The sequence below is a fragment of the Bacillus sp. LQ01 genome (assembly GCF_057624735.1).
Genome location: NZ_JBYEZL010000001.1, coordinates 1,561,634 through 1,575,046, shown reverse-complemented (window position 1 = coordinate 1,575,046; position 13,413 = coordinate 1,561,634). Strand labels below are relative to the sequence as shown.

The 13,413-nt window shown below is 33.4% G+C and carries 8 protein-coding genes and 1 pseudogene; all 9 read right to left on the bottom strand.

Annotated features, from left to right (window positions below; genetic code table 11):
- Entirely contained in the window at nt 1–4,557 is a 4,557-nt protein-coding gene (locus tag AC22L0_RS08265) for a non-ribosomal peptide synthetase (RefSeq protein ID WP_000180431.1), read from the bottom strand.
- Nucleotides 4,558–4,570: 13 nt separating this feature from the next.
- A complete protein-coding gene (locus AC22L0_RS08260; RefSeq protein ID WP_000858613.1) occupies nt 4,571–5,824 on the bottom strand; it encodes an MFS transporter in 1,254 nt (417 codons plus the stop codon).
- Between the two features lie 1,067 nt (nt 5,825–6,891).
- Entirely contained in the window at nt 6,892–7,482 is a 591-nt protein-coding gene (locus AC22L0_RS08255) for an SGNH/GDSL hydrolase family protein (protein WP_000265873.1), read from the bottom strand.
- A gap of 202 nt (nt 7,483–7,684) precedes the next feature.
- A pseudogene (locus AC22L0_RS08250) lies at nt 7,685–7,810 on the bottom strand (acyltransferase family protein); the annotation flags it as partial.
- Between the two features lie 92 nt (nt 7,811–7,902).
- On the bottom strand, nt 7,903–9,216 hold the full coding sequence (locus tag AC22L0_RS08245; RefSeq protein WP_000677709.1) for a D-alanyl-D-alanine carboxypeptidase family protein: 1,314 nt from the start codon (nt 9,214–9,216) through the stop codon (nt 7,903–7,905).
- A gap of 331 nt (nt 9,217–9,547) precedes the next feature.
- On the bottom strand, nt 9,548–10,207 hold the full coding sequence (locus tag AC22L0_RS08240) for a CatB-related O-acetyltransferase (RefSeq protein WP_000682540.1): 660 nt from the start codon (nt 10,205–10,207) through the stop codon (nt 9,548–9,550).
- Nucleotides 10,208–10,460: 253 nt separating this feature from the next.
- Complete coding sequence (locus AC22L0_RS08235; RefSeq protein WP_000347986.1) at nt 10,461–11,219, bottom strand: TSUP family transporter; 759 nt, start codon at nt 11,217–11,219, stop codon at nt 10,461–10,463.
- A 67-nt stretch (nt 11,220–11,286) separates the two neighbouring features.
- Nucleotides 11,287–12,537, bottom strand: a complete 1,251-nt coding sequence (locus AC22L0_RS08230; RefSeq protein WP_087967826.1) for a hypothetical protein — start codon at nt 12,535–12,537, stop codon at nt 11,287–11,289.
- A 521-nt stretch (nt 12,538–13,058) separates the two neighbouring features.
- Entirely contained in the window at nt 13,059–13,337 is a 279-nt protein-coding gene (locus AC22L0_RS08225; RefSeq protein WP_000842216.1) for an AbrB/MazE/SpoVT family DNA-binding domain-containing protein, read from the bottom strand.
- Between the last annotated feature and the right edge of the window lie 76 nt (nt 13,338–13,413).

The window sequence follows — 13,413 nt, the reverse complement described above, 5'->3', positions numbered from 1 at the left end:
TTACACCCTCTTCTTTGTTAATTTAAGTAATACTTTGCTCAAGCTTTCTTCCGTAAGATCCTCTGCATCAGCAAAATCTGATACCGTAAAAGCAGACTCTGTTGTTGGTTTATTTATAAGTTGACGAAGATGCCTCAACATACCATCTGCTATCACTTGAATTTTTAATTTAGAAAACTGTTCCCTACTATACATCCAAATAAAATGTAACTTTTCATCTTTCACCATTCCGATAACATCAATTAGATGAGATGGTTTGGAATCTGGAGCATGATCTAAAAATGTAAATCCTGTCTCTTGCATAAACAAAGAGTCCCTTGAAAACACCTGATCAAATTGGCCCAAATAGTTAAAGCTTATTGAAGGCTTTTGCTGATAAAACGGAAGTAATCCTTTATTCAAGTAACGTAAAATACCATAGTCAACTCCGCGATTTGGGATTCGACGCAATTGCTCTTTGACTGCCTTTAACCCTTCAATAGGTGTCTGAGTTCCTTGAAAATTGAGATGAACGGGATAAATACTCGTGAACCAGCCCACTGTCCTTGATAAATCAATACCTTCAATCATCTCTTCTCTCCCGTGTCCTTCTAGATGAATAGAAACGGTTTGCTGATTTGTACAATCGACGATAGCTTGTCCTAATGCCGTTAATAGTACCTCATCAATCCTTGTCTTATGAGTGACTAGAACTTCGTGAAACAATGCTTGTGTTTCTTCTATTCCTAAAGTCCTCGTCACTTGATCAATCGATTCTTCTGTCGTTTCTTGTATTGGATAGTCCATTGGAATTTTCATCGTTTCTTTTTCTACTTGTTCATTCCAATAATCCTTTACTTCTTTTGAAATACCCGAATCACTGTATGTCTGAAGTCGTTCAGACCATTCTTTAAAAGATGTACTTTTCGCAGGTAAGCGAATTTCTTGACCTTGTTTCATCTGGTTATATACCACCTGTAAATCTTCCAATAGAATCCTCCATGACACTCCATCTACTACTAAATGATGTATCACCCAGAATATTCGATCATTTTCAATCAAGTTATCTTCAAAGTACACTACTTTCATTAACGGACCAGTAATTAAATTGAAACTAGCTTGATGAATATTCATCTCTTCTTGTATTATTTTATTCCACTCTTTTTCATTAACTTGATTCCGTTTTACAACATGGAGTACTGACAGCTCATCAGTCCCTTCATTTCTCTGCCTCCACGTTCCGTTTGGTAACTGTTCGTACCGGAAACGTAAAGCATCATGATGTTTCAGTAAATTTAATATCGCTCCCTCTAGTAATTTCACATCCAATCTTTCTTTTACTCTTAAAAGCATTGATTGATTCCAATGCTCTGTATGTGGATGTTCTTGCTCGAAGAACCAGCACTGAATTGGAGTAAGAGGCACATCACCTATCACAATTCCCTGCTCCGCTTGTACTCCCTGCGTTTCTATAGCCACTTGTGCCAGCTCAGCGATAGTTGGGCATTCAAACATTTGCTTTGGAGTAAGTTTTAACCCCACTTGACTTGCTTGAGATATGATTTGAATACTGAGAATCGAGTCGCCACCAATTTCAAAGAAATTATCATAGATTCCCACCTTTTTAACACCTAATACTCTCTTCCAAATGGTAGTTAGTATCTGTTCGTTACTATTCCGAGGGCCAACACATTCACTATTAATCTGCGTTTCCTCCGGCATAGGTAAGGCCTCACGATCAACTTTACCGTTAGCTGTAAGTGGAATAGCTTCCATCGCCACAAATCCCGAAGGAACCATATAACTTGGTAGTTTCGCTTTAAGATACTCTCTCCACGCATCTACATTTCCATCTCCTACAACATATGCTACTAATCGTTTATCGCCTGGCTGATCTTCTCTTACAATTACAACTACCTCTTTTACATATGCATATGTATGTAAAGTAGACTCAATTTCCCCAATCTCAATTCGGAAACCACGTATTTTAACCTGATGATCAATTCTTCCACGATAATCTAGATTCCCATCTGGCAAATACCTCGCTAAGTCTCCTGTCCGGTATAATCTTGCTTTCAGATCACTACTAAATGGATGAGATATAAAACGCTCTGCTGTTAATTCAGGTCTATTTAAATACCCACGTGCAAGCCCTGCCCCGCCAATATAAAGTTCACCATCAACACCTATAGGAACAGGTTGTTGATAAGCGTCTAGTATATACACTTCTAAATCGGGAATCCGCTTTCCAATATTACTTCTTGAAGCCTGCTGCACATCATCTAAAGTAATTGGATAATATGTAACATGAACTGTAGTTTCTGTAATTCCATACATATTAATTAACTGTGGGTTTTTCTCCCCATACCTTTGAAACCACGGTAACAAGCTAGTAGGTTCTAACGCTTCTCCGCCAAATATGACATAACGCAGCTGCAAATTTTTATTCTTATCTTCTTGTTCACACACTTGTATTAATTGTCGAAATGCGGAAGGTGTCTGATTTAGAACTGTGACTTCTTCCTCCACCAATAATTGATAAAAATCCTTAGGTGATCGACTAATCCAGTACGGAACAACAACTAATTTTCCACCATATAATAATGCTCCCCAAATTTCCCATACTGAGAAATCAAATGCATACGAATGAAAAAGCGTCCAAGTATCTTTTTCATTAAACTGATACCAACAATCCGTCGATTTAAATAACCGAATGACATTGTGATGCTCTATCATAACGCCCTTTGGATTTCCCGTTGATCCCGAAGTATAGATTACATATGCCAGATTTTGGGGACCGACACTAGAAACCGGCAAAGTCTTACTTTCTTTCCCAATCTCATCTTGATCACGATCCAGGCAAATCGACTCAACATTTTCTGGTAACCAGTTCAATTCTTTTAAACTTTCTTGCGTTACGAATAACTGAATGCTAGCATCTTCTAAAATATATTGAAGTCGTTGCTCTGGATATGTTGGATCAAGTGGGACATAAGCCCCACCAGCCTTCAAAATCCCTAAAATACCTACAATCATCTCGTGGGAACGTTCAACGCACAGTCCAACTAAAGTATCAGGTCCTACTCCTTTTTTCTGCAGATAATGAGCTAACTGGTTTGCACGTTCATTAAGCTCCTTATAAGTAATTTTTTCTTTTTCATACGTAACTGCAATAGCATTTGGATAAATCATCGCTTGCCGTTCGAACATTTCATGAATAGTTGCTTGAGGCGGGACATCCAGTTTAGGATTGTTGAACTCAACTAAACTTTTTCTTTTATCTTCCTCAGAAATGATTTCTATTTCAGCAACCTTCTGCTTTGGGTTTTCAAAAATATTTTCCAGTATCACTAGCATAACGTTAAAGAATCGTTCTATCTCTTCCTTAGAAAATAGCTCCTCACGATAATCAATATGTACATGTAAAGAGTCTATATCAATTAGATTTTCAATATGCACTGCAAAATCTTGTACTTCTTCACGGTTTGGAATCCATAGTGAGTCACCACTTTCATCACGATCCCTATAATCAATCGTAGTTCCGAAAAGTCTCACATTACTGTTACTCTCTTTATTAATCTGCTTTAATAACAAATCAAATGGATATTTCTGGTGTCTTAATGATTTACTTTGTTTTCTGGACACCCTACTAATAAATGAAAGTACTTCTTCTTCTGGATCAATATCCATTCTTAAAGGAACTGTACTCACCATCATTCCAATCAATTTTCGTTCCATTTTAGTCATACGGTTGCCGTAAGCCATTCCTAAACCAATATCAAGCGATGAGGTCCACCGATACATGGACAACGAGAAAGCAGCAACAAAAAGAGTATATAAACTAATTTTGTAATCTTCAGAAAATTTTTCTATCTTTCTCTTCAAATGTTCCGTTAATATAAACGTCTCACGTGATGCTTTGGTACTAACTTGGTACGTATTATAAGGCTTCAACCCGGTCACAGATGGCAGTGTTTTAAATTCCTCTAACCAGAATTTTTGATCTTTTTGAAAACGACTACTATTCAAGTATGTTTGTTCATTAGTCAGAAATTGAACATATGAATTTTTAATTTCGCCTTCCTCATTCTCGTTATGCATGTCATAATAATATTTTGCAATCTGCTCAGTAAATATTTGAATTGATAAACCATCCATAATAATATGATGAACATTTCCAAAGACCGCACATTCATTATCGTTTAATTTTATTAAAGCGAAATAGTATAAATTCGAATTAAATAATGTAAACGTTTCTTTTGTTTTCTGCTCAATCCATTCCTCAAGCAAATTTGTATTCTCCACATTACTGAAATCAAAAAACTCAAATTCTTGTTCTTCATGTTTAATAAAATATTGTTTAGGTTCTTGATGCCCATTTTCTTTTAACCTAATGCACAGACCGTCATTTTCACTGATAACGCGATTCACAACTTGGTTTAATTTTGAATAGTTCATTTTTCGATGAAGTTTAAATAAAAATCTTAAATTACATATTCCTTTATCAGAATGAATAACTTCTGTATACCATATTCTTCGCTGCGGATGGCTTAATGGATAACATTCCTCATTGGTCATAAAAATCTTCCCTTCAAAAATTATTTGCTCTTATAGGTTCGTGTTTATGTTTAGCCCATAAATATTTCTGCAGTGAAACTCCAATTACTCCAATAATAACAAGCCCAATTCCTCCATAAACATAGAGTTGAGTTACTCCAAACAAATGCACTAATGGACCACTCATAGCAGGAGAAATAATTAGAACTGCGTTTGTTAAACTGCTTTGTATACCAAATACTCTTCCTACTTGATCTTGATCCGATTCTATTTGTAAAATGACTTGATTAGATACAAGCATCAGCCCACTTCCGATACCAGCGATAAAACTAATTAAATAGGCTAAAACGAAGACCGTACCGGGCGTTATCAAACCAATCCCCCCAAAACCAATTCCCATTAAAACCATACCTCCACATACTACCCAGCCATATTGAAATTGTTTTAATTTCTGAGTTAGTAATGCACCAAGTATTCCGCCAAGACCAATAATAGAAATGATATATCCCATTTTACTTTTATCATGTGGGAATAAGCTCTTAAATAAAGTTGGGAATTGTGAGTCTACTAATTGTAATACCGCCATGGCTATTGTAACGAAAATCATGGTTGATAATATTATCCGATTAGATAACACATAACCCCACCCTTGTACCCAAGCGGTCCAAGTACTTTGTTTTTGCTTTTCAACAAATTCTTTCGATATAGTTTCTTTAAATTTTATTGTGGGTATCAAAACTAAAGTAGCTAATAAACAACTTATAGCTCTTATAATGAGGCAGAACTCTGGTTGAAACCAGCTCAACAACATGCCCCCTATAAGTGGGCCTACTATCTTTGTACCCTGCTCTACTATTCCGTTGATACTTACTGCTTTAGTAAGCAAGTCCGGGGATACAATCTGTCTTGTTAGTGTTTGCTGTGCAGGATAATAGAAAACAATAAAAATGGAACGAATCATTAATGCCACTAAGAGCCAGTGGATATCTTGTACAAATAAAAGAGCAATTGTTATTAGACCAACCATTAGATTACAGAACATCATAATTGGAATTTTTCTAAAACGATCTGCAATAACACCTGCCCATGAGCCAAAAATAATTCCAGGAAGTGCATATGCAACAGGAATCAATCCAATCATAGTAGGATCTACTTCCCATTCAAACCCAACTATAGTCATAATCGCTAACATATCAATAAAAACACCAAGCATAAGCAATGAATAGGCAGAGAAAACTTGTAAATAAACCCTATTTCCTAATAGGCCTTTTGAATCAGTAGTTTTCATAAAAGCAAGCTCCTTAGGTTACTAATATAAACGCTTTTGCGTATAAGGTACCTCTTTATTAAACTTAATTAATCATTATTGACATCTCACCTAGAATTTAACTTCGTCAAAACTCAAACCGCTCTTATTTTTCATATATTTAAAATAGTCAGACAAGAGAAAGCGTACCTATTTCTTCATTTTTATATCAACTGTTACAAAATATATCTTTACCTTACACTAATAACAGCTAAACGTTGCCTTAATATAACCCTTTACAGTCGTTTGCACATTCAATTCACATCCTTTTTAAAGTTGGCTTTTTTCTATCTCAAATACTATCACACAAATATTTCACCTACTATATTCATAAAGTTGAAATATTTGAATCAGAAAATTCGGATAAAAAAACCAAATCCACAAATCATAACAAAACTATTATTTGGTTATATTTTCATTTTATAGATAGCTTTAACCATAGGAATATTAAGAATAAAGTTTTTTAATTTTATTAATATAATAGTTTATAGAGACTATAAATCCTACTAAATAAAAAGGTACATATACATTAAAGTATATGTACCTTTCCCTATCCTACATATTTTCTATTCAAATTAATTCCAATAACTAAAGTTGATAATAAAAATATAATATTACTAATCACTAATGTACTCATAACAAGAATTAAATAATATAGTATTAATACTTCTGCACCTACTACCTATTTTATTTATTGGATATTTATACTTCAAAAAAATTACACATCATTCACAATTAGGATACATACCTAAAATATGATTTGAACATGTTATTATATTTTAAGATAATATAAAATCAGTTTTTCTATAAGAGAACTTAATTTTTTTGTAGTACGAAACTGTTAGTAATACAGTATATACTAATTTAGTTATAAAAACATTTAAAGACCACCTATTTCCATAAGTGATCTTTCTTTGTGATTCTGTATTTGTGCACTACTGTAGAAATATATCGTAGAAACGCTTTGTTTGCTAAATGTTTAGTTCTTTCCATTTACTAAAAAACATAGCTTCATACACTTAATATCATATTCGTTACATTGCAAACTATTATTTTGTCTTCTGTACAGGCAAACTACTAAAAATCAATTCAGCAACTTTTACATATCCTTTTGAGTTTGGATGAATTAAATCCTTAGACCAAAGCGTATTGTCATTAACTAAATGATGATTCCAAAAATCAACATGATGAAGCTTATACTCTCTGCTCAGTGAATGTATAACTTCATTTGCCTCTAATAATTGTTCTTTTATTTCTTGTTTTTTTTCAGAAGCAAAAGGAAGCCTAACTGTAAAATCAGGAAGGTTTGCTATAATAATATCAGCCCCTGCTTTACTTAATGTATCTATCATAAATTCCATATCGTTCTTATATGCATCATGATTCCAACGTCCTTTTAAAACATCGTTTGCCCCTGCAATGAGACTAACCAAATCTGGATTAAAAGTTAACGCCTTTTCCAATTGCTGCAAGCGAATTTCTTCAGTTACTAACCCACGCTTTGCAAAATTGGCATATTCTATATCTTTTTCACACAGTTGAACAAAATGATCTACCCAGCTTTTTAATGCAATTCCCTCAACTTCATCCCCTATCCCCTCTGTAAAACTATCACCAATTGCTACAAATCGCTTCCACATATGTATTCCCCCTTTATTTTTAAACATATCTATACTATACAATAGCTCACACCGTAATTGTTATTTCTAAGTGGTTTTCGATTTCAATTATATTCCACTTTACTATATTTACATTTAGAATCCAAAATTGACCGATTCCCAAGTATACTAAGGAATCGGTCATATTCGTATATTTACTAAAGAAATAAAATCCCTCTAGGAATTATACTTTTTTCAAAAAATTTGTTGTTCTTTGTTTTGCCCAGTTGATACATTTCTTTTCGATTAAATGATACGAAACTATAGAAAAAAGTAGTGTCATTGCAATGCACAAAGTAAGAAGAAAAAATTACACCCTGACATTCCAAGCTATCCACATAAGAATCTATAGTGCTTGGAAACCTTTTGTTTCAAACTAATATTTAGTTGTATCCTATAAAATTAGCTTTTTACTATATCAATCGTACGATCCCACATACCACTAAAAAAAGATCCTGTTTTACGTATAAAACGTGTAAGCCAATTTGCTTGTTCCACATCAGATTTTGTTACAAGGTCTATTTGTAATGAATTACCTGATAAGAACCCAGGATCTGTATTATCTTTAGACGAGATAATCATTTTACTAATTGTTACACCTTTTTTAATAGGCGCTTCTTGTTCCCTATTCGATACTTTAAATTCTTTTTTATAAATGTCTTTATTGCCCTTCGGCATTGGAAGTGAAACAGCTTGCTTCGTTTGAACTACTACATCTTTGTCTTTTGCATTTGCCACTCGAACTGTTTCATGTCCTTTTATTACTGAATCTTTTCCGTAGACATTCTTCACTTCAAAATTCGCAAATCCATAATCGTATAATTTCTTTGTTTCATCAAAACGTGCCGTATGAGATTTTGCTTTTATCACTACAGAAATTAGTCGCATACCATTTCTTTCTACTGTACCAGTGAAACAATCTCCCGCTTCTGGAGTCGTTCCTGTTTTCAAACCATCTACACCTTCATATTGCTTAATTAAGCCTTTTAACATCCAGTTAAAGTTCGCCATATCAATTGGATATTTACCACCCTCTTGGAATGTTTTTTTAGGAATTTTTGCTGTATTTAATATTTGGGGGAAATCTTGAATAAGACGTTGTGCTAAAATTGCACAATCCCTTGCAGACATTTTATTTTTCTCTTCTAGAGTTGTCCCTTCTAGATGATATCCTTTTAAATCTTGATTTGTTAAGCCAGTAGAGTTTACAAACTTATAATCTTTCATACCAAACTCTTTTGACTTATCGTTCATCATTTTTACAAAATTGACCTCTTTACCAGCAATCTGTTCAACTAAAGCAATTGTTGCACCATTTGCAGAGTAAATTGCCATTGCCTCATATAACTCTTTTACCGTATAAGAGCCACCATTTTCTAATGGAACATTTGATAGTGAACGATCTTGCGAAATCTTATGTGCATATTCAGAGATTTTAACTTTTTGATCCCATTTAAGTTTTCCTTTATCCACCGCTTCATGAACTAAGTATTCGCTCATCATTTTTGTCATACTAGCAATTGCCAATGATTCATCTGCATTTTTTTCATATAAAATTTTTCCGGAATTTTCTTCTATTAAAATTGCTGACCCTGCTTCAACGTCTATAGCAGGATCTGTTTCCGCTGCTGCTTTTCCAATTGTAACGACCATGCTACAAAATATTGTAAGCACTGTTACTATTGCAATAACTCTATTGCAAAACATACCTTTCACTTCTGTTACCTCCAATTTCTTTGTACTTAAAAAAAGCGTTATTCTAACATAATCCCGCAAAAAAATAGAAAGTGTTCTCAAATTGTATATACATATAAAACGTTAGAATCGCTTTCATATAGACCATCTCATCCGACATTTTTAGGTGCGCTAATACTTTGTATTCCCACACATATCCTTATTTTTAATCCCCTTATATTTTTCAAAATGATTCACACTTTCATATTTTTTTAGGATTACAGTTAATAGACAATCTAAATAATACATTTGTTCCACATTTACAAAAAATAAAAAACTACACCCTATACTGGATGTAGTTTTTCTAACTGATTTATTTATTTTTCACTTCATTTTTATAAAAAGCAAATAATGGTTCGATGGATGGACTAGATAACAGCGGAATTGCCTTCTCAATCAATTTCCTATCCCAATCAAACCAACGCATTTCCATTAACATGTTTATTTCTGTATCAGTGAATCGTTTCTTTATTTCCTTAGCAGGATTTCCACCAACTATTGTATACGGCGGAACATCTTTACTTACGACTGATCCTGCAGCAACAATTGCACCTTCACCAATAGTAACGCCAGGCATTATTATAGCATTCATTCCAATCCAAGCATCACTTTTAATGACTGTATCTCCCTTAGGTTCATATGATTGTTTAATTTGCTCAGCGAATGGATATACTGTAATCCATTCTGAGTGATGATTATGATTACCACCCATTAAAATGACTACCCCGCTTGCTATGCAAACATAATTCCCAATAATGAGTTTGTCAAGGTGCCATCCCATCTGTTCAATTGGATTGAACAGTGCTTGGGACTTAGCATCTCCCCACAAATACCTTACACAGCCATCTTCAAAATTTTGATAACTATAATAGCCTGAATAATAGGAGTACTCTCCTACTTCAATGAGTGGATTTGTTACTATATCTTTTATATACTTTGTTTCTGACCAATGATTAAATAATGGATGCTTCATAACTTTATTCCTCGCTTCTAAGTATTATATATATTGCTATTTACTTAGAAGCTTACTACGACTGCTACATTTTTTAGCTTTCTCAAACGACGAATCATTATCTTCAAGCCTTTCTTTTATACTATAAAAAAGCATAACGCAATACATTACACTAGTCAAATTGTGTAATTTTGAACACATCTTAAACAGCGTAATACTGCAATAGGAACATGAAAACACTCTAACTTTGATACAAATAATATATTGATTACATTTAGTTCATATTTTGTAAAAAAATCTTAATTGCCATGACAAAGCAAACAATAACCACTATTGGTCGTATTAATGCCGTCCCTTTTGTAAGCACCATCTTCGCCCCAATATATGATCCTATTATTTGACCAAGCATCATAATCAATCCAATTGTCCAATCGATTTGGCCAAAAATAATAAAATACAACAAAGCAGCGAAATTACTTGTAAAGTTCAAAATCTTAGCATTTGCAGTCGCCCGTGTAGCACTATATCCACATAAAAGAATGAATGCTAAAGCAATTAAACTACCTGTTCCTGGGCCGAAGAAACCATCATAAAATCCCAGTAACGGAGCCACTGTTAACGCAAACAACAACATACTTATTTTTCTCGGTCGATCTTCGTTTGCTATATTTGGAGATAATAGAAAATAAATGCCAATAAAAACAAGTAAAAAAGGTAATATCATAATTAGATATTCTGCTCGTATCTGTAAAACAAGCCATCCACCGAAAACTGATCCAAAAAAGGTCATTAAGATGGACAAACGCATTTCTTTAAGATTAATTTCTTTCTTCTTAATAAAAAACACTGTTGCCATGAGAGTTCCGCTACTCCCTTGCAGTTTATTAGTTGCTATCGCTACAGAAGGAGACATACCTACTAATAACATTATCGGGATAGTTATCATACCACCGCCTCCAGCAATCGTATCTATCCATCCTGCTAATACAGCTACTAAAAATAGTAGTATGAGTAATTCAATAGTAAAATCCATACAAAGAATATGGGAAGGCTTGAGCTATTATACCCCAAACCTCCCCATCTTCCCTCCTCTCTTTAAACTAGTTAATTAAATCTTTAAAGTAACTTTCTTTCTGATCACGTAATCGGCTGGAAACGTATTGCCTGCAAACAATTCTTCTTCCGTATTTATTATTTCCAATCGGGATTTTATATTCTTCCTCAGATAACCTTTCTCTACCATGAGTTACATTTGTTTGTTTACCATAGTATGAATTTGGGATAATTAATAAATCTTCAGATGTAAGTGGAACCTTATAAGTAGGCGTTGTTCGTAAGAGTTCTAAAAACATGTCAAATTTCAATTTTTCTTCTTCACTTTCTCCTACATAAATCAATCTATTCTCTGCTCCATTTAAACAAGTTGCAATAATATCACCCTTATCATCTAAAAATATAATTTGGTTTATTTCCCCTACAAATCCCGATATTTCACCATCAGCCATTCCTGCGATATGAGCAATAGGCATTTTACTTATCGCCAATATGTCATCTTTACTGAAGAAATTTTCTTCAAGATGCTTTTGAAGTAATTTTGGCGTTCCAATATGAGTTTGAGTTTTTAAATTTAACACTCCTTTTAATAAAAGAGCATCAACTCTAGTAAATTTTCCACAAGTAATTTCAGACACTATTCGTTCCACGGATTTATTAAGTCTATTTGATACAATTTCTAAATTCGTATTGAATGTTTTCAATCTTGCTTCAATATCTGATTGGTCTTTCATATCTGTATACACTGTGGCATCGTTATGTTGATAAAAGTTCCCGCCACCGGTGCTTGCACCGACATTTCGCAAAACTTCATCGTTGTTTAAAGGTGAAATGAGATGAAATCTATTTTTCCCTGCATGTTCGGATGGGTGAATTAAAGCATCATAATTAAAAAGTGTGGCAAAAAGCCATGTGACCCATTCTGCATAAAAATATTTTTTCATTCTATCGTGTTCGTCTTCACCATAATTAAAACCTCTGCGATTTTCCCCAGGTAATAGTGTTTCTATAGGATCACATGGAGTATTTTTAATAAGGATAGGCGGTACGTTCCCACCACAATTCGCTATTTTTATCATATGTAGTAGATTTTTCATGTCTGAATTCGGAGTTTTCTTTGAATAGTCAATCAAACAATTAAGCCACTCTTTTGAAAAATATGCTGCTATTTCTTGATCACAAGTATAAGGATTATGAGTTTTTAATTCATTTTCTATCAGATTCTTCATTTTATCCTTCAATAGATTCGGAATGGTAATTTCTTCAATTTCTGTAATCTGCAGTATTCCTTTATTCATTATAAAACCTCCGTTGTTTTATTTTTTACACCCTATCTTCTATTAAACAAACTATCCACTTCTTTTTTACTCCTTTACTTTTCGTCAGAGCTATTAGAATTACCGATTTACAAATAAAAAACATGGAGTATAAGAGATTTCTTCTTAGTTACATTTCCCCCACGAACCTCCATTGATTTGGCAAATTTAATTTGAAAATCTGATTCATTTTCATACTTTACTTTCAAACTATGTTTATATGATTTTCAATTCAAGTAAGAGTATTTCATTTTCTAAAGTTTTCCTAATTTTAAAATCAGAATTTTCAATACAACTATGTTAACATTAAAAATATAACACGAAACAAAAAAATGTAAATAAATAGTTTTTTTATAAAAAATAGTCAGACTATTTATAAGGTAATCCGTATTCCATTGAACCAACTACGGCCTCTCAATTTTATTGATAACAATAAAAAAGCCCCCTAAATGAATAGAGGACTTTTTCCAAGTATATTCTATTTTAAAGTTCTTACTTATCTTTTACTTTAAAAGATATTGCTGTAACTTCTTTATTAACAGTTCCATCCCGTTTGGACTTACGATAATCTTCCCATTCGCTAACGAAATATTGCTGTCTGAAATATCTCCTGTAAGTGCACAAGCTCTTGGAGATTGATATTTTCGTAAAATAATCTGATCCTCTTCTATAAACATTTCAAGAGAATCTTTTTCTACAATTCCTAAACTCCGTCTTATTTCCATTGGAATAACAATACGCCCCATACTATCTGCTTTACGAGTAATTCCTCTTGATTTCATAAAATGCCACCCTTTATATTTATCTAATATTACGGTATTCATTTTAGCAATAAACAACAATTAGGAATAGTTCGTA